Origin of the sequence: Pseudomonas sp. CCC3.1 (genome assembly GCF_034347405.1) — a bacterium.
GTDB lineage: Bacteria > Pseudomonadota > Gammaproteobacteria > Pseudomonadales > Pseudomonadaceae > Aquipseudomonas.
Map to the genome: position 1 here is coordinate 225465 of NZ_CP133778.1, position 22611 is coordinate 248075.

The following is a 22611-nucleotide window of genomic DNA, read 5'->3' on the forward strand; positions in this document are numbered from 1 at the left end:
AGGGACAGGCATACTGCGTGCCAGTTATTGGGGGGATCCATGAAGCACACCATTAAGGCTTTCTCGGCCTGTTTGAGCCTGTTTATAAGCATGGGCGTGAGCGCCGCTCCGGCGATGCCATTGAGCCAAGTTGAAATCCTCAAGGTCGCGTCTAAGTCAGGTGCAGTAGAGGATGTGTCCGATGGTCGTGAGCAGACCAAGAGCAAGCACCGGGGGCCGCACATCAAGGTGTATGTGCTGGAACGCGGCTACGGCGGCCAGCCCACGGTGACGTTTGATGGTCAGATCATCGATGGCGTGCGCACCCCGGTCTGCAATCAAGGCGAGGGTTTGGTGACCTGTGACGGTGCAGGCACCACCGTGGGTTACATCTACACCTTCGACTTGGGTAACAACCAGGACGGCTGGTTCCAGTTCAGTAACACGTCGCTGGTCGCGCCGTTCAAGCGCCTGCAGACGCAGCTTTATATTCGGTAGCCCAAGCTCCCGTAGCAGTTGACGAGTAGTACGAGGCTACGTCCGGAGGCGTAGCCGCCGTCAAGTCAGGCGCTTGGGTATCTCAGTTCAACCCTGCCGTTAGCATTTACGATCGCTTCGCAATCGGACGTAGCCTCGTACTACTCGTCAACTGCTACGCAATGGTTTTGCGGTGCGCCATCGTTAATCCTCAATCAGCCGATCACGCTTGGCCAACCCCGGGAACAGTTTTATCCACAGCCCGGCGATAAACAGCGTGCCCACACCACCCAATACCACCGCCGGCACAGTGCCCAGCCAGTGCGCCGTCACCCCGGACTCAAACTCGCCCAGTTGATTGGACGCGCCGATAAACAGGCCGTTGACCGCGCTGACCCGGCCGCGCATTTCATCCGGGGTTTCCAACTGCACGAACGAGGCACGGATCACCATGCTGATCATGTCGGCTGCACCAAGCACCACCAGCACCGCCATCGAAAACCAGAACGAGGTCGACAGCCCGAACGCGATGGTCGCCACCCCAAACACGCCCACCGCCGTAAACATGGTACGTCCCACCTTGCGCTCAAACGGGAACCGCGCCAGCCACAGTGACATCAACAACGCGCCCACCGCCGGGGCGGAGCGCAGCATGCCCAGGCCCCAGGGTCCGGTCAGCAGAATGTCTTTGGCAAAGACCGGCAGCAACGCCGTGGCGCCCCCCAGCAATACCGCAAACAGATCCAGAGAGATGGCGCCCAGAATGTCCGGGCGGCTGCGGATAAAGCGAATGCCGGCCAGCAAGGAGTCCATGGTGGCTTTGGCCTTGTTCAGTGGGGTCTGCCGCGCAGGCAGGTTGCTCATTAACAGGGCCGCAATCAGATAAAGCACCACGCTGGGGCCATATACCCAGACGCTGCCGAATGCATAGAGCAAACCGCCAAACGCTGGCGCAATGATGGTTGCCGACTGTTGCGCCGCTTGTGCGGCTGCCACGGCGCGGGGAAACAGCGCCACCGGCACGATAGAGGGGAGTAATGCCTGGGTGGTGGGCATTTCGAATGAACGGGCCGCGCCCAGCAAAAACGCCAGCATAAAGATCAGTTCACGCGTGATGTGCCCGCTGGTGCTGCTGATGGCCAGCGTCAGGGCAATCATGGCTTGCAGCGATTGGCACAGTGCGGCCACTCGGCGCCGGTCATAGCGGTCTGCCACATGCCCGGTGTGCAGCATAAACAACACGCGCGGGGCGAATTCGATCAACCCCACCCAGCCCAGGTCCATCACGTTGCCGGTGAGTTGGTAGAGATTCCAGCCAATAGCCACGGTCAGCATTTGAAACGCGCTGGCGGTGAAGATACGGGCAAACCAGAAGGCCACAAAGGGCCGGTGATGACGTAACAGGAGGGGCTGGCTGGTCATTTAGAGGTCGTGGCAGAGGGCAGGGGAGGTCGAGATTATCACTTTTCTGTAACAAATAATGACCCGGCACTGAGCCTTCATCAAAGTGCCGAACGGTTGCCGAAAACGCCGGGTTTTTGCATTGCATACGGTTCCTGCAACGGTCTATTTCAGGCCCTGGGACAACCTGTCACGCGACAACCAACCACATTAGCCACACGGCAAGAATGGACTACTCTTTCAGCAATGTTTGATCCAGGTCAAAACCCTCGGCGGTTTATCTGGAGTGGCCAGACGGCCAGATCCCCTTGAGTCGTGGTTAAAAGAGCGAACGTTGATTCGCGATGGCCATTGCTGCGGGGCTGTTGGACACCGGCGTCCTGCCTGTGTCCTGAACGACCTGATACCTGATAGAGGAAGACTTATGTTCGGTTTGGAGGCTCTCGATCTCGCCCGAATTCAGTTCGCGTTCACTGTATCGTTTCACATCCTGTTTCCCGCCATTACCATCGGTCTCGCCAGTTATCTCATGGTGCTCGAAGGCATGTGGCTGAAAACCCGTGACGATACGTACCGTGACCTGTACCACTTTTGGTCGAAGATTTTTGCAGTCAACTTTGGTATGGGCGTGGTCTCGGGCCTGGTCATGGCGTATCAGTTCGGCACGAACTGGTCGCGGTTCTCTGACTTCGCAGGCGCGGTCACGGGCCCATTGCTGACCTATGAAGTGCTCACCGCCTTCTTCCTCGAAGCCGGCTTTCTGGGCGTCATGCTCTTCGGCTGGAACCGCGTCGGCCGCGGCATGCACTTCTTCTCAACCGCCATGGTGGCCCTTGGCACCCTGGTTTCGACCTTCTGGATCCTGGCGTCCAACAGCTGGATGCAAACCCCGCAAGGCTACGAAATCATTGATGGCCGCGTGATCCCGGTGGATTGGCTGGCTGTCATCTTCAACCCGTCGTTCCCTTATCGTCTGGCCCACATGGCCACGGCCGCCTTTGTCGCCACGGCGTTCTTCGTCGGCGCGTCGGCTGCCTGGCACCTGTTGCGCGGGCGCAACACGCCCGCCATCCGTCGCATGTTCTCGATGGCGATGTGGATGGCGTTGGTTGTCGCGCCGGTGCAAGCGTTTATTGGCGATGCCCACGGTTTGAACACGCTGAAATATCAGCCAGTGAAAATCGCGGCCATTGAAGGTCACTGGGAGAACAAGCCCGGCGAGCCGACACCGCTGATTCTGTTCGGCATCCCGAACATGAAGACAGAGACCACCGATTACAAAATTGAAGTGCCGTACTTGGGCAGCCTGATCCTGACCCATAGCCTGGATAAACAGATCCCGGCCATGAAGGACTACCCGGCGGCAGATCGTCCTAACTCGACCATTGTGTTCTTCACGTTCCGCATCATGGTTGCGCTGGGCATGCTGATGATCTTCATCGGTCTGTGGAGCGTATGGCTGCGCAAACGCGGCACTTTGTATGAAAACCGCTGGTTCCTGCGGTTGGTGTTGTGGATGGGTCCATCCGGCCTGATCGCGATTCTTGCGGGTTGGTTTACCACTGAAATCGGCCGTCAGCCGTGGGTGGTTTACGGGCTGATGCGCACCGCAGATGCCTCCTCCAACCACAGCGTGACGCAGATGAGCATCACCCTGATCCTGTTTGTGCTGGTGTACTTCTCACTGTTTGGTGTCGGCATCGGCTACATGATGCGACTGGTACGCAAAGGCCCGATTGCCCATGAGGGCGATGGTCACACCACCGGTGGACCGGGTCAGCAACGCACGCCTGCTCGTCCTTTGTCGGCTGCTGTTGAAGGCACTGACGATGGCCACAGCGACAGCCTGAAGAAGGGGAACTGAGTCATGGGTATTGATCTGCCACTTATCTGGGCAATCATCATCATTTTCGGGGTCATGATGTACGTGGTCATGGATGGCTTTGACCTCGGCATCGGCATCCTCTTCCCCTTTATCAAGGGCGAGAAAGACCGTGACGTGATGATGAACACCGTTGCGCCTGTCTGGGACGGCAACGAAACCTGGCTGGTACTGGGCGGCGCTGCGCTGTTCGGGGCCTTTCCGTTGGCTTACTCGGTGGTGTTGTCGGCGCTGTACCTGCCACTGATCCTGATGCTGGTCGGCTTGATCTTTCGCGGGGTGGCGTTTGAGTTCCGCTTCAAGGCCACGGCCGATAAGCGTCATATCTGGGACAAGGCCTTCATCGGCGGCTCGATTGTCGCGACCTTCTTTCAGGGCGTGGCGCTGGGGGCCTTCATTGACGGCATCCCGGTGGTCAATCGTGAATATGCGGGCGGCGGTCTGGACTGGTTGTCACCGTTCACTGTGTTCTGCGGCATCGCACTGATCGTGGCTTATGCTTTGCTCGGTTGCACGTGGCTGATCATGAAAACCGAAGGCCATTTGCAAGAGCGCATGCACAAGCTGGGTCGGCCATTGGCGTTGTTGCTGCTGGTGGTGATGGGCATCGTCAGTCTGTGGACGCCGCTGGCGCACTCCGACATTGCCGCGCGCTGGTTCACCTTACCTAACCTGTTCTGGTTCTTGCCGGTTCCGGTGCTGGTGCTGGTCACGATGTACGGCTTGCTCAAAGCCATTGCCCGCAATGCTCACTACACGCCGTTCCTGCTGACCCTGGTGCTGATATTCCTGGGCTACAGCGGTTTGGGCATCAGCCTGTGGCCGAACATCATCCCGCCAGCGATTTCGATCTACGAGGCCGCTGCACCGCCACAAAGCCAGGGCTTTATGCTGGTCGGCACCTTGTTCATCATTCCGTTCATCCTGGGTTACACCTACTGGAGCTACTACGTGTTCCGCGGCAAGGTGACCCACGAAGACGGTTATCACTAGTCGCAAGTGCCGCTGCGCCCCGACGGGCGCAGCCTTTTCCTCAGAGGAGTGCCTGAACATGGCTGGCAAGGATTATCTGAACGACGTGCAAGAGTGCGAGAAAAAGCCGCTGTGGCAACGCATTGGCTGGTTGGTGCTGATCTGGACCGCCAGTGTCGCGAGCCTGGCGGTGTTTGCCATGCTGATTCGCTTGTTCATGACCGCAGCGGGCATGAAAAGCCATTGATCGTAAAACGCGTAGCAGTTGCCGAGCTTTGCGAGGCTACGTCCGGCGGCGTAGCCGTCGCAAATCGGCAGGTTCGGTTGTTAAGTCAAATCTGAGTGTGGGCCTTAACGATTGCTGCGCAATCGGACGCAGCCTCGCGGAACTCGGCAGCTGCTACAGGTTTAGGTTCATTTGCGTGCCTTGAGAATGACGAACTTGGGGGTAGCAGCCACTTGCTCAACGCCTCGGAACAGCTTGGCCAGCTTGCTGTGATAGCCCAAGTGGCGATTGCCCACAATGTACAGCGCACCGCCGACTACCAACGCTTCGCGGGCTTGCTGGAACATGCGCCACGCCAGAAAGTCGCCCACCACTTGCTGCTGGTGAAACGGCGGGTTGCACAACACCACGTCCAATGAGTCCGGCGCCTGACCGGCCAGGCCATCGCCTGCACGCACGATCACTTCGCGATCACCCAGCGTCGCCTGCCAGTTTTCACGCGCAGACTGCACCGCCATAAACGACTCATCGACCAACGTGTACTGCGCCTCTGGGTTGTTCAGGGCGCTGGCGATGGCCAACACCCCATTACCGCAACCCACATCAGCGACCCGGGCCGAACCCAGGTTTTTCGGCAGGTGCGGCAGAAACGCACGCGTACCGATGTCCAGCCCTTCGCGACAGAACACATTGGCGTGGTTGAGCAATTCGATTGCAGGCTCATCCAGCGAATAGCGCGTTGGGAAGGGCGAGGTAAACGGTGCTTTGGCTTCGGGGGTGGCGATCAGCAGGCGGGCTTTTTTGACTGCCAGCGAGGCTTGCACCGGGCCGATATAGCGCTCCAGCAAGTCGCCTGCCGCGCGTGGCAGGTGCTTGACCATGGCACCTGCTATCACCTTCGCGTCTGGCGCCAACTGGCCTTGCAGGCGAATAAGCTGCTCTTCAAGCAGCGCCAGCGTTTTAGGTACGCGTACCAACACGCAATCGAATGGGCCTGCCAGGGGCTCACTGGCTGGAATGACTGAGACGGCATCAAATGCATGGCCATTGCGCACCAAATTCTTTTCCAGCGCTTGGATGGCCAAGAACGAGTCGCTGCTGCTGGTGACGTGCATCGTGCTCACCAAGCTGATGGCCAAGGCCCCAAAACTGTCGTTGAGCACCAGCACCCGACTGCTGGCGGGTAGCGCCAATTCGGCCAAGTGGTTAAGCAGGTACTCATCCGCAGCATCGAAGGCCTGCAGCGGCTCGTTCTGCTGTTCAGGTTGGCGGATCAAGCGAAGTTGGGCAAAAGGGCTTTCGAGCACAGGCATGTATACAAACTCTGAGGAATCGACAGTGGCTGGCGTTGACGGCTAGGGTCATCCGGGCAGCCATGGCGTCCGTGGTATTTTCAAGTGACCGCGATTTTACGTTTATTTACTGGAGATTGCCCGACGGTTTTGTACGCAGCACTACGCTCGCACGGCTCAAGGCCTGCTTTAAATGAGCCCGCACTTGGCCGCAGTGACGACCGCAGCCGTTTTATTGCTGGCGCCCATTTTGCGGATGGCACTGCTGATGTGAAAATTCACCGTCCGGGTTGTCAGGCTCAGGATCATGGCAATGTCCGAAGCGGTTTTACCCTTGGCTGTCCAATTCAGGATCTCGGATTCGCGTTGCGATAAGCGGCCGATGGTCTCGTTTATCTTCACGCGGGCCTGAACAGTGTCCTGCAACGCACTGTGTAACTCATGGCATAGCCACAGTAAATTGGCGACTTTGTCACTGGATTCTTGTGGCGTAATGGCTGCGTTGCGCCGTGTCATGCTGAGGATGCTCACCACACCCTTAGCGTCGTGAATCGAGAATGACCAGCCATAGTTCAAACCATGCAATTGCGAGGATTCCCAGAGTCTGGGCGCTTCATTGAACAGAGTCTGATCCCAAATAAGAGGACTGATAGAGGTCTTACAGTGTTTCTCAATAGGGTTTTCATGTATGAGACTGCTCGCTTTAAAACTCTCTATAAACTCATTAGGATAGTTTGTTAAAAATAAACTATCCGAGTGAGTGTTTTTGTTGGGTGGGGCCATTAGGAATAAAAAGTGTTCGAATCCACTAAGTTCTATTCGATTGAGTGTGTGAGTAAATAAGCTGGATTCTGCTTTGTGTGTAAGTGCTTGTTTTTTATAAAAGGGGTTCGCTGTGCCCATAATATAAGGTGTCCCAAACGTGGATCCAATGTGAAGTTTCAGGTTAGTTGATTAAATAAGGAAGTGTAGGAGATTTCTTGATATTGAGTTTATAAGAGTAATTACTCTATGGTGCGCGTCGTGCAGAATCCTTACAGTTTGTAGTGAAGTGCGGGGGTGTTTTTTTGACGCCAGTTTTTAGGGGTTCTTGAGGGGGTTCAGAGTTGCATTCAGCGTTGTGTGTGTTTATTAAACGTGATGTGTATGCAGGGAAGTTAGTTGTTCTATTGAGGGTGTCTGTATCTGATGGTTGAAGCACGCAATGCCAGCACAAACCGTCGGTGTTCCTGCCGGCCTGTTTGCGCGACACTAGGCCCATCAGCCCAATGGAGCGCACCATGACTGCCAGCGCAGAAAAATTCACCTGCCAGACACTGCTCAGTGTCCAGCCTTTGACCCCCAGCCTTTTTTCCTTGCGGACCACGCGTGATCAAGGCTTTCGCTTTCGTGCAGGGCAATTCGCCAGGCTCGGCGTGACCAAAGCGGACGGCAGCACGGTATGGCGTGCTTACTCCATGGTGTCGTCTCCCCATGACGAATTTTTGGAGTTTCTCTCGATTGTCGTGCCAGGGGGGGAGTTCACCAGTGAACTGAGCCGTTTGGAGGTCGGTGACACCTTGATGGTTGACCGTCAGGCATTTGGTTATTTGACCCTTGATCGTTTTGTCGATGGTCGTGATCTATGGTTGTTGGCAACGGGAACCGGAGTCGCACCCTTTATCTCGATCTTGCAAGACTTCGACGTGTGGGAAAAGTTTGAGCGTATTGTGCTGGTTTACAGTGTTCGGGAACCGAAAGAACTGGCCTATCAGGAACTAATTGCTGGACTGAGTGAGCGCGATTACCTGGCGGAATATGCGCACAAACTGACTTATGTTCCGGTTGTCACGCGTGAAGTTATACCCGGCGCACTCAGTGGACGTATTACCACATTGATTGAAAACGGAGAGCTTGAGAGTGTGGTGGGTTTTGAACTAACACCTGAGCATTCACGCGTCATGTTGTGCGGGAACCCGCAAATGATTGATGACACGCGCAAGTTGCTGAAAGAGCGAAATCTACAGCTGAGTTTGACTCGTCGCCCTGGTCAGGTGGCGGTTGAAAACTATTGGTAGTTGTTAAGTATCTTATTTAATAAAAAACGGCGCCCTAAGGCGCCGTTTTTTTAACTTGAATCCTCAGGGTTGCTTATGTTGTGCTTTAAGGAGATCACGAATCTCACCCAGCAGTTCTTCTTCTTTTGATGGCAGTGGCGGAGCGCTGGGTGCAACGGCTTCTTCGCGTTTCAGGCGGTTGATGGCTTTGACACCCATAAAAATGGCAAACGCCACAATCAGGAAGTCGATGACCGTCTGAATGAACTTGCCGTACGCCAATACGACTGCCGGGGCCCCATCGGCCGCGGCTTTGAGCGTAACGGCCAGATCGCTGAAGTCCACACCTCCGATCAACAGACCCAGCGGTGGCATGACCACATCTCCGACGAAGGATGAAACGATCTTGCCGAACGCCGCGCCGATGATGATACCGACGGCCATATCGACCACGTTCCCTTTGACCGCGAAGGCCTTGAACTCACTTATCACGCCCATTGGTTATTCCTTGTTACAGATGAGGTTGGTAGGTGCAGTGTAAATCAGCCTTGCAAATCTCGCCTGCCGAGCCATTTACAAACTGAGTGATTGACCTGCGCAGGCCGCATAAGTTTAAACGTGCCTGCGCTTAACGCGTCTTGCCTCCTCAATACCAGCCTTTTTTGTTAATCGGTCCGTTCAGGCCTTTCAATTTAGAGAACCTCACGTACGCCTCTAGCCTTGGTGCAACGCATTGATATGCCAACCAAAAAACCAGAGGACATGTAAATGACCATTCCCTTCGCCCTTGGGGCCCGTACCCAACGACGCCTGTTTTGCGCGTTGAGTATCAGCGTGCTATCGGTGTCTGTGCACGCCGCGACCTTGACCCGTGATAACGGCGCCGCTGTCGGTGATAACCAGAACTCACAAACGGCCGGGGCCAATGGCCCGGTGTTGTTGCAAGACGTGCAGTTGTTGCAAAAACTTCAGCGTTTTGATCGTGAACGGATTCCTGAGCGCGTCGTTCATGCCCGTGGCACGGGTGCACACGGCACCTTCACCGTCACCAACGACCTCAGTGATCTGACCAAAGCCCGCGTATTTGCCGCCGGTGAAACCACCCCGGTATTTGTGCGCTTCTCGGCCGTGGTACATGGCACCCACTCGCCCGAAACACTGCGCGACCCGCGCGGTTTCGCCACTAAGTTCTATACCTCTGAAGGTAACTGGGACCTGGTTGGCAACAACTTCCCGACGTTCTTTATTCGGGATGCCATCAAGTTTCCGGACATGGTCCATGCGTTCAAACCTGATCCGCGTACCAACCTTGATGATGACTCGCGTCGCTTTGACTTCTTCTCCCATGTTCCAGAAGCCACCCGCACCCTGACCGAGCTTTACTCAGATTCAGGCACCCCGGCCAGCTACCGGGAAATGGACGGCAATGGTGTACACGCCTACAAACTGGTGAATGCCAACGGTGAAGTGCGTTATGTGAAGTTCCATTGGAAGAGCCTTCAAGGCATTCGCAACCTTGACCCTAAAGAAGTCACTCAGGTCCAGGGCCGTGACTACAGCCACATGACCCATGACTTGGTCACTCACATCAACCAGGGTGATTTCCCCAAGTGGGATTTGTACGTGCAAGTGCTCAAGCCTGAAGACCTGAAGTCATTCGACTTTGACCCGCTGGACGCGACCAAAATCTGGCCGGGCGTGCCAGAACGCAAAGTGGGGCAGATGGTGCTGGACCGCAACCCGGCCAACGTCTTCCAGGAAACCGAGCAAGTCGCCATGGCCCCGGCCAACCTGGTGCCGGGCATTGAGCCCTCCGAAGACCGCTTGCTGCAAGGTCGGGTGTTCTCGTACGCCGACACGCAGATGTACCGTTTGGGTGCCAATGCCCTGCAATTGCCCATCAATGCCCCTCGGGTGACGGTCAACAATGGCAACCAGGACGGAGCGATGAACCTTGGACACACCACCACGGGTGTGAATTACCAGCCAAGCCGTCTGAACCCGCGTGAAGAACCGCAAGCTGCGCGCTACAGCGAAATGCCACTGTCAGGCACCACCCAGCAGGCGAAGATTCAGCGTGAGCAGAACTTTAAACAGGCTGGCGATCTTTACCGCTCATACAGCAAGAAAGAGCGTCAGGACCTGATTGAAAACTTCGGCGGTTCGTTGGCGACCACTGACGATGAAAGCAAGCACATCATCCTGTCGTTCCTTTACAAGGCCGACCCTGAATACGGCACCGGCGTGACCAAAGTGGCCAAAGGTGACCTGGCACGGGTCAAGGCGCTGGCTGCCAAGTTGGTGGATTAACCTTCACCGGTCGTTGTAGGAGCGAGCTTGCCTCGCGATCTTGAAAGCGATCAAAAGATCGCGAGACAAGCTCGCTCCTACGTGGATCTGTGACCTCTGATAGGTAGCGTACACATGCGAATTTTTGCTTTAGCTGCGATGCTGCTGTTGAGTGGGTGGGCACTTGCCGACCAACCTGACACCCAGACCCAACTCAAGGGCTACTACTTCGACGCCGCCCGGCGCGGTGACGTGGTCATGCTCTACACCTTCATCGACTCGCACTTTGACCTCGATGCCCAAGACAGCAAAGGCTACACGGCCCTGATTCTTGCGGCTTATAACGGTCATGACGAGGCCGTCGAGCACTTGCTCAAGGCAGGCGCCAATGCCTGTGCGCAAGATCTGCGCGGCAACACCGCCCTGATGGGCGCCATTTTCAAAGGCGAATTCAAGATCGCCCATCGGCTGATGAGCACCGACTGCAACCCCGATCAGCGCAACGGTGCGGGGCAGACCGCTGCCATGTTTGCCGGATTGTTCAAGCGCGTCGAATTGCTCAACGACTTATCCCAAAAAGGCGCCGACCTGAATGCTCAGGATGCCCAGGGCAATACCGCCGCTCAGCTGGCCAAGGGCGAAATCCGCATGCGCGAGTCGAACAGACCCTAGCCTTGTGGGCTATCATCGCGGTTTTTCCGTGGAGTTCAGATGGCCAAGCCTAAGCGCATATTCGGCTGCACAGAGTGCGGTGCAACCTTTCCCAAGTGGGCCGGGCAGTGCGCAGAATGCGGCGTCTGGAACACCTTGGTCGAAACCATTGTTGAAAGTGGTTCCGCCGCGCCACCCAGTGGCCGCACCGGCTGGACCGGGCAACAGGCCCAGATCAAAACCCTGGCCGAAGTCAGCATCGAAGAAATTCCGCGCTTCTCCACCGCCTCCGGCGAACTGGATCGGGTACTCGGCGGCGGTCTGGTCGACGGCTCTGTGGTGCTGATCGGCGGCGACCCTGGCATCGGCAAATCCACCATCTTGCTGCAAACCTTGTGTCAGATGGCCACGCGCATGCCCGCGCTGTACGTCACCGGCGAAGAATCCCAACAGCAAGTGGCCATGCGCGCCCGGCGTTTGGGCTTGCCGCAAGACCAACTCAAGGTCATGACCGAGACCTGCATCGAAAACATCATCGCCACCGCCAAGCTCGAAAAGCCCAAGGTCATGGTGATCGACTCGATCCAGACCATCTTCACCGAACAACTGCAATCGGCGCCGGGCGGCGTCTCGCAAGTCCGCGAAAGCGCGGCATTGCTGGTGCGCTATGCCAAGTCGAGCGGCACGGCGATCTTCCTGGTCGGCCACGTGACCAAAGAGGGCGCACTCGCCGGTCCGCGTGTACTGGAACACATGGTCGACACCGTGTTGTATTTCGAAGGCGAGTCCGACGGACGTTTGCGCTTGTTGCGCGCGGTCAAAAACCGGTTTGGCGCAGTCAACGAACTGGGTGTGTTCGGCATGACCGACAAAGGCTTGAAAGAAGTCTCCAACCCGTCTGCGATCTTCCTGACCCGAGCACAAGAAGAAGTCCCGGGCAGCGTGGTCATGGCCACGTGGGAAGGCACACGGCCCATGCTGGTTGAAGTGCAAGCGCTGGTGGACGACAGCCACATGTCCAACCCGCGCCGCGTGACCTTGGGTCTGGACCAAAACCGACTGGCCATGTTGCTGGCGGTCTTGCATCGCCATGGTGGCATTCCGACCCACGACCAGGACGTGTTCCTCAACGTGGTGGGCGGGGTCAAAGTGCTGGAAACCGCCTCCGACCTGGCCTTGATGGCTGCTGTCATGTCCAGCTTGCGCAACCGGCCTTTGCCACACGACCTGCTGGTGTTTGGTGAGGTTGGCCTGTCGGGCGAAGTTCGCCCGGTGCCGAGCGGTCAGGAACGTTTGAAAGAAGCGGCCAAACACGGTTTTAAACGCGCCATCGTGCCAAAAGGCAACGCGCCGAAAGAGTCACCGCCGGGCCTGAATGTGATCGGCGTGACCCGTTTAGAGCAGGCATTGGATGCGTTGTTTGAATAGCGTGTTGCCTGTGTAAAACAATCTGCCCTGCCAGGGCATGGATCGTTCTGCAAGGTCCGTAGCAGACAGCGGCCTTGCAGGCGTGCAAATGTGCAGGTTCGCCCAGCACAAATCTGCAAAAGAAGGCTCTAGACCAAGGTAAGGGGCTGGTCTTTAGAGCCAACAGCGCTAAACTCCGGTAGCAGTCCTTCTTGTCCAACTGGCCGGAATATAAAAATGAATAATAAAAATAGCCTGCTACGCCACCTCCCGTGGCTGGTGCTGGCAATTGTAGGAGCCTGCGCCCTTGGCGTAGTGGCGTTACGCCGGGGTGAGGCGATCAACGCGTTGTGGATTGTGGTCGCTGCGGTGGCTATCTATCTGGTCGCTTATCGTTATTACAGTCTGTTTATTGCTAACCATGTGATGCAACTGGACCCGCGTCGGGCAACCCCGGCGGTGATCAATAACGACGGTCTGGACTACGTGCCGACCAACAAACACATTCTTTTCGGACACCACTTTGCCGCTATCGCCGGTGCTGGCCCTCTGGTCGGCCCGGTACTGGCTGCGCAAATGGGCTACCTGCCCGGCACACTGTGGCTGATAGCCGGTGTGGTACTGGCGGGCGCGGTTCAAGACTTCATGGTCTTGTTCATGTCTACACGTCGCAACGGTCGCTCTTTGGGCGACATGGTGCGCGAAGAAATGGGCAAGGTGCCGGGCACTATCGCGCTGTTTGGCTGCTTCCTGATCATGATCATCATCCTCGCGGTGCTGGCGCTGATCGTGGTCAAAGCCTTGGCCGAGAGCCCATGGGGCATGTTCACCGTGATGGCGACCATCCCGATTGCGATGTTCATGGGCGTTTACATGCGCTACATCCGCCCGGGCCGTATCGGCGAGATTTCGGTCATCGGTGTACTGCTGTTGCTCGGTTCGATCTGGCTGGGCGGGGTTATTGCAGCAAGCCCTGAGTGGGCGCCTGTGTTCACCTTCACCGGTGTGCAAATCACCTGGATGCTGATCGGCTACGGCTTTGTGGCAGCGGTACTGCCGGTGTGGCTGGTACTTGCGCCGCGTGACTACCTGTCAACTTTCCTGAAAATCGGCACCATCATTGCGCTGGCTATCGGCATTCTGATCACCATGCCCGAGCTGAAAATGCCGGCCGTGACTCAGTTCATCGACGGCAACGGCCCTGTGTGGAAAGGCGGTCTGTTCCCGTTCCTGTTCATCACCATTGCCTGCGGCGCGGTCTCGGGTTTCCACGCCCTGATCTCCTCGGGTACGACCCCTAAACTGCTGGATAACGAAAGCAACGCCCGTTACATCGGTTACGGCGGCATGCTGATGGAGTCCTTCGTGGCCATCATGGCAATGGTTGCCGCTTCGGTGATCGAGCCGGGTGTGTACTTCGCCATGAACAGCCCGGCGGCCATCGTCGGCGGTGACGTGGTGACGGTTGCGCAAACCGTCACCAGTTGGGGCTTTGCCATTACCCCGGACCAACTGACAGCCTTGGCCAAAGACATCGGTGAAACCACCGTACTGGCCCGTGCTGGCGGCGCGCCCACACTGGCGGTGGGTATCGCGCAGATCCTGCACCACGTGTTGCCGGGCGAAAACACCATGGCGTTCTGGTACCACTTCGCCATTTTGTTTGAAGCCCTGTTCATCCTGACCGCTGTAGACGCCGGTACCCGTGCCGGTCGCTTCATGCTGCAAGACCTGCTGGGCAGCTTCGTGCCTGCGCTCAAGCGTACCGAGTCGTGGCCTGCCAACCTGATCGCAACCGCAGGCTGCGTGGCGATGTGGGGTTACTTGCTGTACCAAGGCGTTATCGACCCACTGGGCGGCATCAACACCTTGTGGCCGCTGTTCGGTATCTCTAACCAGATGCTGGCGGGTATCGCGCTGATGCTGGCGACCGTTGTGCTGATCAAAATGAAGCGTCAACGCTACATCTGGGTGACCATGCTGCCAGCCGTCTGGTTGCTGATCTGCACCACCACCGCAGGCTTCATCAAGCTGTTCGATGCTAACCCGGCTGTCGGCTTCCTGGCCCTGGCCAAAAAATACAGCACGGCGCTGGATGCGGGCCAAGTGATTGCCCCGGCGAAAAACATCGACCAGATGCAACACGTGATCATCAACGCGTACACCAACGCGGGCCTGACCGTGCTGTTCCTGTTCGTGGTGTTCAGCATCCTGTTCTATGCGCTCAAAGTCGGCATTGCTGCTTGGGGTAAAAAAGAACGTACGGACAAAGAAGCGCCATACCAAGCCATGCCGGATGCGTGATAGAGGATTGCAACCATGTTCAATGACCTGAGTCGCCTCGGTAAATACCTCGGTCAGGCCGCGCGCCTGATGGTCGGCATGCCCGACTACGACAACTACGTCGAGCATATGCAAACCAAACACCCGGACAAGCCGGTAATGAGCTACGAGGCGTTCTTTCGAGAGCGCCAGGAAGCCCGTTATGGCGGCAAGGGCGGGCCCAAGTGCTGTTAAATGGCTAGACCTCTGTAGGAGCGAGCTTGTCTCGCGATCTTTTGAACCTTGAAAAGATCGCGAGGCGAGCTCGCTCCTACAGTTGTTTTTGCGCTCCCTCTTTCAAGGAGACCCTGCATGTCATCGCCCATCCCCGTCACCATCCTCAGTGGATTCCTTGGTGCCGGCAAAACCACCTTGCTGCGCTACCTGCTCAAGGCCGAACACGGGCTGAAAATTGCCGTGATCGAAAACGAATTCAGCGACGCCGGCATCGACACCCAATTGCTGGGTGACGAGCCGGTGCAAGTCATGACCCTGGCCAATGGCTGCGTGTGCTGCACCATTCACACCGACCTGACCAAAGCCCTGTATTTGCTGCTTGAACGGCTGGACAGCGGCGAAATCGCTTTCGACCGCTTAGTCATCGAGTGCACGGGCCTGGCCGACCCGGCTCCGGTCGCACAAACCTTCTTTATTGATGAAGAACTGCGCGAGCGCTATCTGCTCGACGGCATCATCACCCTCGTCGATGCTGCCCACGCTGACGTGCACTTGAGCCAAACGATTGCCCAGGCGCAGATTGGCTTTGCTGACCGGCTGTTGGTGAGCAAGCGTGATTTGGTGGACGACGCCACGTTTGATGCGCTGAGCGAGCGCCTGACCCGCATCAACCGCCGCGCGCCGATTTGCGTAGTTGAACACGGCAAAATCGATCTGGCTGAACTGCTCGATGTACGCGGGTTTAACTTGAATGCGGATTTTGGCGGTGGCTTGAGCTTGCGCCCGGTGCAGCCAGCGGCCTCGGTTGACCGTATCTCCAGCCTAGTGCTGCGTACCGACAAACCGTTGGATATCGACAGCCTCAGCGCATTCATGAACGACCTGTTGGAAGACCATGGCAAGCAACTGCTGCGCTACAAAGGCGTGCTGAACATCGCAGGCGAAGAGCGCCGATTGGTGTTTCAGGGCGTACTCAAACTGTACGGCTTTGACTGGGACACCGAATGGGCAGAAGGCGAGTCCCGTGAAAGCGTGATGGTGTTTATTGCCGATGATTTGCCCGAGGCCAAGATTCGCGAAGGGTTTGCGCAACTGACCCTTTAATACAGAGGGTGTGTATGCCCACGAAATTGCGGGATGTTTCGCACAGCTTTGCCAATTGTTGCGGTTGTGGCGCCTGCGATCTGCTCAACGTCTTGGGCTGGCGCTTACAGCCGAGCTAACCCGCAAACTTATGAATGTGCTGGCTGTGCGTGCAATTCCACGCCCATTGCACGCATGACTTTCACCACTGTGTCGAAGCGAGGCTTGGCCCCAGGGGCGAAGGCCTTGTACAAGCTGGCACGACCGAGGCCGGAGTCTTTGGCGATTTGCGCCATACCTCGGGCCTTGGCTACATAACCAACGGCACGAATCAGTTCATCGGTATCGCCATCAGCAAGTACCTGGGACAGGTACTTGCTGATCGCTTCATCAGTATCGAGTAGCGCCGCCATGTCGAACGCAATAGGGGTGTTAGGCATCTCAGACCTCCTTAGCCATCGACGCAAAGTATTTCGTTTGCTGGATGATGTAATTCATTGTTATGAATGTATCCGTACGGAGACAGATGGCAAGTCTACACGGCTTCGTACTCCAGAGAACTCCGGCTGTCGTTTTACTGTAGGAGCGAGCTTGCCTCGCGATCTTTTGATCTTTAAAAGATCGCGAGGCAAGCTCGCTCCTACAGAGGGGGCGCCCACAAAAAAGCCCGGCTCAAGAGCCGGGCTTTTTGTTCAGCTATTTACACTCAGTTGCCGTAAACAGGCAGCTTTTTGCAGATGGCTTTTACTTTCTCGCGAACTGCATCAATCACGGCTTCGTTGTTGATGTCGTCCAGGATGTCGCAGATCCAGCCAGCCAGTTCACGGCATTCTTCAACTTTGAAGCCGCGCGTGGTCACAGCCGGAGTACCGAAGCGCAGACCCGAGGTGACGAACGGGGAGCGTGGGTCGTTTGGCACGGAGTTTTTGTTCACGGTGATGAAGGCTTTGCCCAGAGCGGCGTCAGCATCTTTACCGGAGATGTCTTGCTTGATCAGCGACAGCAGGAACAGGTGGTTTTCAGTACCGCCCGATACCACGTCAAAACCACGCTCGATGAACACCGAGGCCATGGCTTGGGCGTTTTTCACCACTTGTTGCTGGTAAGCCTTGAACTCAGGTTGCAGGGCTTCTTTGAAGCACACGGCCTTGCCGGCGATGACGTGTTCCAGCGGGCCGCCTTGCGAACCTGGGAAAACAGCCGAGTTCAGCTTTTTCTCGATGTCGGCGTTGGCTTTGGCCAGGATCAGGCCGCCGCGTGGGCCGCGCAGGGTTTTGTGCGTGGTGGTGGTGACCACGTCAGCAAATGGAACCGGGTTCGGGTAAACACCCGCTGCTACCAGACCGGCTACGTGAGCCATGTCGACGAACAGGTAAGCGCCCACTTTGTCTGCGATCGCGCGGAAACGTGGGAAGTCCAGGATCTGCGAGTAGGCAGAGAAACCGGCCACGATCATTTTTGGCTTGTGTTCAACTGCCAGGCGCTCAACTTCGTCGTAGTCGATCAGGCCGTTGGCGTCGATGCCGTATTGAATCGCGTTGTACAGTTTGCCCGAGGACGAAACGCTGGCGCCGTGGGTCAAGTGACCGCCGTGGGCCAAGCTCATGCCCAGGATGGTGTCGCCCGCCGACAGCAGGGCCAGGTAAACGGCGCTGTTGGCTTGCGAGCCGGCGTGCGGTTGAACGTTGGCGTAATCGGCGCCGAACAGTTCTTTGGCACGGTCGATAGCCAGTTGCTCAACCACGTCGACGTATTCGCAGCCGCCGTAGTAACGCTTGCCTGGGTAGCCTTCCGCGTATTTGTTGGTCAGTACCGAGCCTTGAGCTTCCATCACCGCAGGGCTGGTGTAGTTTTCCGAAGCGATCAGCTCGATGTGTTCTTCCTGGCGCTGAGCTTCTTGCTCCATGGCGGCAAAAAGGTCGGCGTCGAACTTGGCAAGTGTCAAATCACGGCTGAACATGGCGGTCCTCAAGGATCGGGGGCAGAAAAGGAGGGCATTCTAACCCAATGGGTTTTATCTGGCATATGAAAGCGATTCACGGCGTTCGTGATTAAGTTGCAAGCTTGAATCCATACGCCTGCAATTGCTTGACCAGCAAGTGCGCAGGCATGGGGCGCCCGAACAGGTAACCCTGTACTTCGTCGCAACCGTGCTCGCGCAAGAACTCAAGCTGTTCGTGGGTCTCCACGCCTTCGGCGATAACCGCCAGGTTCAAGCTGTGGGCCATCGCAATAATGGCGCGGACAATTTGCGCGTCTTGCTCGCCTGCGGGCAGGCCGTCGACAAACGTGCGGTCGATTTTGAGCACGTCAATCGGGAACTGTTTGAGGTAGTTGAGCGACGAATAGCCGGTGCCAAAGTCGTCGACGGCAATGCTCAGGCCCAGGTTTTTCAGGCTGGCCAAAATTTGCAGCGCTTCGCTGACTTCGCGCATCAGGATGCTTTCGGTCAGTTCCAGCTCAAGACACGCTGGGGACACCCCGGTTTCCTTGAGGATATTGGCAATCCGGGTGCCGAGCTGGCCGTCCGAGAATTGGCGCGCCGAAATGTTGACCGACACTTTGGGCACGCGCACTTTTGCTTGATGCCAGCGCTTGAGCTGGCGGCAAGACTCAGCGAGCACCCAGTCGCCCACATCCACCACCAGCCCCAACTCTTCCAGTACCGGGATGAAGTCGCCGGGCGGCACCAGCCCGCGACGCGGATGGTTCCAGCGCAGCAGCGCTTCAACGCCTGTGAGGCGTTTGCCGTCGCCACTGAATTGCGGCTGGTAATAAAGGATGAACTCTTGCTGTTCCAGGGCATGGCGCAGGTCGCTTTCGAGCTCCAGACGCTCCAGCGCGCTGGCGTTCATATCCGCCTGGTAGAACTGGAAGTTGTTTTTGCCGCGCTCTTTGGCGTGATACATCGCGGTGTCGGCGTTTTTCATCAGTTGGCTGAGCTCGTTGCCGTCTTGCGGGCTCAAGGCGATGCCGATGCTGGCGGTGACGAAAAACTCGCGGTTTTCGAGGACGAACGGCTGCACCAGACTGGCGAGGATTTGTTCTGCCACGCCGACCGCCTGGTTCAGCGCCATGACGCGGGTAGCCCGTGGCTGCAAGAGCAAGGTGAATTCATCGCCGCCCATGCGCGCCACGGTGTCGTCGTCATCGACGCAGGCCAGCAGGCGTGTGGCCATGTCTTTGAGCATGCGGTCGCCCGCTGCGTGGCCCAATGAGTCGTTGATCGGCTTGAAGCGGTCAAGGTCGAGGAACATCAGCACCACCCACGACTTGTTCCGCTCGCCTTGTTGCAGCGCGGTGTGCAGGCGGTCCTGGAACAATGTGCGGTTGGGCAGGTGGGTCAGGGCGTCGTAGTAGGCCAGGCGGTGGATCCGCTGTTCGCTGGCCTTGCGTTCGCTGATGTCGCTGAAGAAGCACACGTAGCTGGCCAGATCGCCTTCGTCATCGAACACGGCGGTGATGCCGACCCAGGCCGGGTAGTGCTCGCCATTGCGTCGCTTGAGCCAGACTTCGCCTTCCCACGAGTTGTGCTGGTTGAGTTGTTTGATCACGTACTGCAAGTGCGCCTGCTGTTGCTCATCCACGGTCAGCAGGCTCGGTAACTGGTCGAGCACCTGAGACACGGCGTATCCGCTGACCCGACTAAAGGCTTCGTTGGCTTGCACGATGTAACCGGCCGGGTCGGTGATCAAAATTGCTGAGGTGGAGTGTTCAAACACTGTCGCGGCCATGCGCAGGTCTTTCTCGGCGCTGCGCTGCTGGCTGATGTCGCGGGCAACGCCCAGAATGCCTTCGAATTTATCGTGCTCATCCCACACCAGTACCAGACGCAGCTCGATCGGGATTTTGCGCCCGTCAGCGCGCAAACAGTCGAGCAGGAACAAGTGGGTTTTCACTTGCCCGCGCAAGGCCGCCAGTTGTTCCGGGTGCTCCAGTGCGGCACTGACTTTGTCCATCAGGCTGTAGATGCCTGTCAGTTGCAGCGGGTTGGCAATGGTCGAGCGCCAGCCGTTGCTGAACACCCAGGCCGGGTCGTAACCCAGAACCGTTTGCACCGAGGGGCTGACGTAGTTGAGCTGCAAGTCGCTGTCGGTGGAGAAAATCACGTCGCTGATGCTTTCGGCCAGCATCCGGTAGCGGTGTTCGCTGTCGCGCAACGATTCGCTGGCTTCGATTTGATCGGTGATGTCTTTGGCCACCCCGACAATGCGCGTGACTTGATCGCCCGTGCCGCGGGCCAAGGCTTGTTCGCGAATATCAAAACGCCGCCATACGCCACTGTGGTGCCGGAAACGCAGTTGGCATCCCAGGCCTTGCGCATAGCCACTGTTGAGCTGTTGCTTGCGCAGGCGGTGATAGTGCTCGGCGTCTTCGGGGTGAAGCAGAAGCTCCCAGAAGTAGGGCCCCATTTGCTTCAATTCAGCGACGTTGTAGCCCAGGGTTTGCCCCAGGTGGTGGTTGCTGAAAATCATCCGCTGGCTGATCACATCTTGCACATAGAGGTGGTCGGGCACGGTGCGCACCACATCTGACCAAAAGCTTTCGCGCTCTTGCAGTGACAGTTCGATCAGCTTGCGGCTGGTGATGTCGCTGATGCTCAAAATGACGGCGTGATAGTCCTGCAGATCGTCGGGCAGACGCAGCACCAGCCATAAATGCTGGTCATGACCCTGGGTGTCGGTGAGCTTTATTTCCAGTTCGAGCTGTTGCTGCTGATTAAGCACGGCTTCGACCAGCTGATAGCCAATCGCCGAGCTATTGGCCGGGCAGCCGTTGATCAGTTTCTGCCAGGCTTCTTCACCGCTGCTGACGCCCAGCAGGTGCAAGGCGACCTGGTTCACTTCGGTCACACGCAGTTGTTCAAGCAAGGCGCGACGCTGCTCGGGGTTGTTGTCCAGCCAGTGTTTGAGCGTGTCGCTGTCTTGCAGTTTTTCGCGCTCAAGAAACCCTGGCAGGCTTGATAGATCGAGTACGCACAGCGCGACCCCGGTGCCTTCGAAAATGTCGTGATAGCGCCGACGCCCTTCGTGCAACTGACGCTGGCGTTGGCGCATGTTGAGCAGCGCGAGGATCGGCAGCAGCGAGAACAGCAAGCCCAGCAGGCATTTGCCAATCAACCCTGGCAGCAGTTGTTCCATCGCTTTGTGGCTATTGAATAGACCGCGCAATTGCCAGTCGCTGTGGCTCAAGGGCGCCAGCAGTACCGTATCGTCTTCGTCGGCAGGGCTGAGGGGGGTGGCTGAAGTCGAGGTGCCATCAATGCGGCTAAGCACTTTTGCGGTTTGACTGTTTTCGATCAGCCATTGCGCACGGTGATTGCCCGCATTCTGACGCGTCAGTTTTTGCAGCGCCTCGGGGCTTAAGCGCAGCAGCCAAAACCCTTTGACTGTGCCAATGGGCGGACGCAGCAGCAGATAGAGGGTGTTTGAGTCACTGCTATTGCCGTAGTAATAAACATCGGCACGACCTTGCGTCGGAATATTTTTGACCCAGCTCTTAACAAACGCGGCATCAGGGCTGATGCCGGTGCTGTCTAGCAGCACATCACCTGACAGATTCAATAAGGCCAGGCTCTGTAACGCAGGCAAGGTTGGGCGCAGTTGATCGACCAAGGCCTGTTGTTGCCGCTGGTTTTCTGGGGGTTCGTAGAGGGGGAGTTGGTTGAGCGCAGTTTCGGCTCTGAGGGCCAAACTCAGACTGATGTGATCAGCCAGGTCGGCACTGTAATTAATGCTGGCTTGGTGCTCTTGCTTGAGCGTTTCCTGGAACTGTTCAATTAACAACCAGAACAGCATCGCCAGCAACAATAGAACAAGCGTTGCAAGGGCGCCTTTTAACGTGCCGCGCACAGGTGTACCAAGGGTTTGGCCTGGCACATTAGCGAGAGTTTGCGGGTTTGCGTTGAGCAAGCTGTGATCCTGCGTTTTGGCTGCTATGGTGCGACGCCACAGGTGAGCTGGACACCCATAGGGCGGCTAGCATGCCTTGGGCTGTGGCAAAGTGCCAGCCCCGTGGCTTTCGCTGGTTTGCCCTGTACCGCGCATTCAGGTAGCTTTGCCGGTTACGCGAGGGCATTTTAGCCCCTACACTCAGGCTTTTTCTGCGAGCAGGCATTGATTGAAATCAATTTCTGTCTTTGTGCTATGGCCTGATCCGGGCATCGCTCGCGCCTTAATCATCAGTCACTGACGCTAGGTTATCCATGGCTCAATGCGTGGATCTACCCTATTAGATTTTAGTCATGTTTTACGATCTGAAGCCGAGGCCTGACTGTTACTAGTTCTCCAGGATAATCAGTATTTTTTTGCTCTCAATCGTGCGTCAGGGCCTAGCTTTTAGTTAGCTTTTGATGATTTTGAGCCAATTTCGGCTCCAAAACCTAACTTTTTGTAAGCGTACCTCTGATTGCTCCTG

At 57.0% G+C, this 22611-nt stretch carries 18 protein-coding genes; 11 read left to right on the top strand and 7 right to left on the bottom strand.

Annotation, left to right across the window (positions count from 1 at the left end; translation table 11 throughout):
* Positions 1-39: 39 nt before the first annotated feature.
* Entirely contained in the window at positions 40-477 is a 438-nt protein-coding gene (locus RHM56_RS01095; protein WP_322237729.1) for a DUF4879 domain-containing protein, read from the top strand.
* 183 nt (positions 478-660) lie between these two features.
* On the opposite strand, the gene RHM56_RS01100 is transcribed toward RHM56_RS01095, so the two are convergent.
* Positions 661-1878, bottom strand: coding sequence for an MFS transporter (locus RHM56_RS01100; protein ID WP_322237731.1), 1218 nt, complete (start codon positions 1876-1878; stop codon positions 661-663).
* Between the two features lie 403 nt (positions 1879-2281).
* Between RHM56_RS01100 and RHM56_RS01105 the strand changes: the two genes are divergently transcribed.
* From RHM56_RS01105 to RHM56_RS01115, 3 genes are read left to right on the top strand one after another with little or no spacing between them, the layout of a single operon-like run.
* Positions 2282-3721: a cytochrome ubiquinol oxidase subunit I gene (locus tag RHM56_RS01105; RefSeq protein ID WP_322237734.1), complete on the top strand. Its 1440-nt coding sequence runs from the start codon at positions 2282-2284 to the stop codon at positions 3719-3721.
* A gap of 3 nt (positions 3722-3724) precedes the next feature.
* Positions 3725-4732, top strand: coding sequence for a cytochrome d ubiquinol oxidase subunit II (cydB, locus tag RHM56_RS01110; RefSeq protein WP_322237737.1), 1008 nt, complete (start codon positions 3725-3727; stop codon positions 4730-4732).
* Between the two features lie 58 nt (positions 4733-4790).
* A complete protein-coding gene (locus RHM56_RS01115; protein WP_026014352.1) occupies positions 4791-4958 on the top strand; it encodes a DUF2474 domain-containing protein in 168 nt (55 codons plus the stop codon).
* 167 nt (positions 4959-5125) lie between these two features.
* On the opposite strand, the gene RHM56_RS01120 is transcribed toward RHM56_RS01115, so the two are convergent.
* Together RHM56_RS01120 and RHM56_RS01125 are read right to left on the bottom strand one after the other, a co-directional pair.
* Entirely contained in the window at positions 5126-6250 is a 1125-nt protein-coding gene (locus tag RHM56_RS01120) for a methyltransferase (protein WP_322237741.1), read from the bottom strand.
* Between the two features lie 168 nt (positions 6251-6418).
* On the bottom strand, positions 6419-7132 hold the full coding sequence (locus tag RHM56_RS01125; protein WP_322237743.1) for a LuxR family transcriptional regulator: 714 nt from the start codon (positions 7130-7132) through the stop codon (positions 6419-6421).
* A gap of 377 nt (positions 7133-7509) precedes the next feature.
* Here RHM56_RS01125 and RHM56_RS01130 point away from each other — a divergent pair, with 377 nt between their 5' ends.
* Positions 7510-8286 carry a ferredoxin--NADP reductase gene (locus RHM56_RS01130; RefSeq protein ID WP_322237745.1) on the top strand — a complete coding sequence of 259 codons (777 nt, stop codon included), beginning with the start codon at positions 7510-7512 and terminating at the stop codon, positions 8284-8286.
* 63 nt (positions 8287-8349) lie between these two features.
* Here the strand turns inward: RHM56_RS01130 and mscL are convergent, their stop codons facing one another.
* The gene (mscL, locus tag RHM56_RS01135; protein ID WP_322237748.1) at positions 8350-8763 is read right to left on the bottom strand and encodes a large-conductance mechanosensitive channel protein MscL; all 414 of its coding nucleotides are present in this window, start codon (positions 8761-8763) and stop codon (positions 8350-8352) included.
* Positions 8764-9033: 270 nt separating this feature from the next.
* On the opposite strand from mscL, the gene RHM56_RS01140 reads away from it, so the two are divergent.
* The 6 genes from RHM56_RS01140 (at position 9034) to yjiA (ending at position 16215) form a co-directional block, all read left to right on the top strand.
* A complete protein-coding gene (locus RHM56_RS01140) occupies positions 9034-10575 on the top strand; it encodes a catalase (protein ID WP_322237750.1) in 1542 nt (513 codons plus the stop codon).
* A 114-nt stretch (positions 10576-10689) separates the two neighbouring features.
* Entirely contained in the window at positions 10690-11226 is a 537-nt protein-coding gene (locus tag RHM56_RS01145) for an ankyrin repeat domain-containing protein (RefSeq protein WP_322237753.1), read from the top strand.
* A 39-nt stretch (positions 11227-11265) separates the two neighbouring features.
* On the top strand, positions 11266-12633 hold the full coding sequence (radA, locus tag RHM56_RS01150; RefSeq protein WP_322237755.1) for a DNA repair protein RadA: 1368 nt from the start codon (positions 11266-11268) through the stop codon (positions 12631-12633).
* Positions 12634-12849: 216 nt separating this feature from the next.
* Positions 12850-14916 (top strand): carbon starvation CstA family protein, encoded by a 2067-nt coding sequence (locus tag RHM56_RS01155; RefSeq protein WP_322237758.1) that lies wholly within the window; start codon positions 12850-12852, stop codon positions 14914-14916.
* Positions 14917-14931: 15 nt separating this feature from the next.
* Positions 14932-15129 (top strand): YbdD/YjiX family protein, encoded by a 198-nt coding sequence (locus RHM56_RS01160; protein ID WP_007937254.1) that lies wholly within the window; start codon positions 14932-14934, stop codon positions 15127-15129.
* A 117-nt stretch (positions 15130-15246) separates the two neighbouring features.
* Positions 15247-16215 carry a GTPase gene (gene yjiA, locus RHM56_RS01165; RefSeq protein ID WP_322237760.1) on the top strand — a complete coding sequence of 323 codons (969 nt, stop codon included), beginning with the start codon at positions 15247-15249 and terminating at the stop codon, positions 16213-16215.
* Between the two features lie 128 nt (positions 16216-16343).
* On the opposite strand, the gene RHM56_RS01170 is transcribed toward yjiA, so the two are convergent.
* The 3 genes from RHM56_RS01170 to RHM56_RS01180 form a co-directional block, all read right to left on the bottom strand.
* Positions 16344-16634 (bottom strand): addiction module antidote protein, encoded by a 291-nt coding sequence (locus RHM56_RS01170; protein WP_322237763.1) that lies wholly within the window; start codon positions 16632-16634, stop codon positions 16344-16346.
* Positions 16635-16900: 266 nt separating this feature from the next.
* Complete coding sequence (gene glyA / locus RHM56_RS01175; RefSeq protein ID WP_322237765.1) at positions 16901-18154, bottom strand: serine hydroxymethyltransferase; 1254 nt, start codon at positions 18152-18154, stop codon at positions 16901-16903.
* A 91-nt stretch (positions 18155-18245) separates the two neighbouring features.
* Positions 18246-22106, bottom strand: coding sequence for an EAL domain-containing protein (locus RHM56_RS01180; protein WP_416194877.1), 3861 nt, complete (start codon positions 22104-22106; stop codon positions 18246-18248).
* Positions 22107-22611 lie beyond the last annotated feature (505 nt).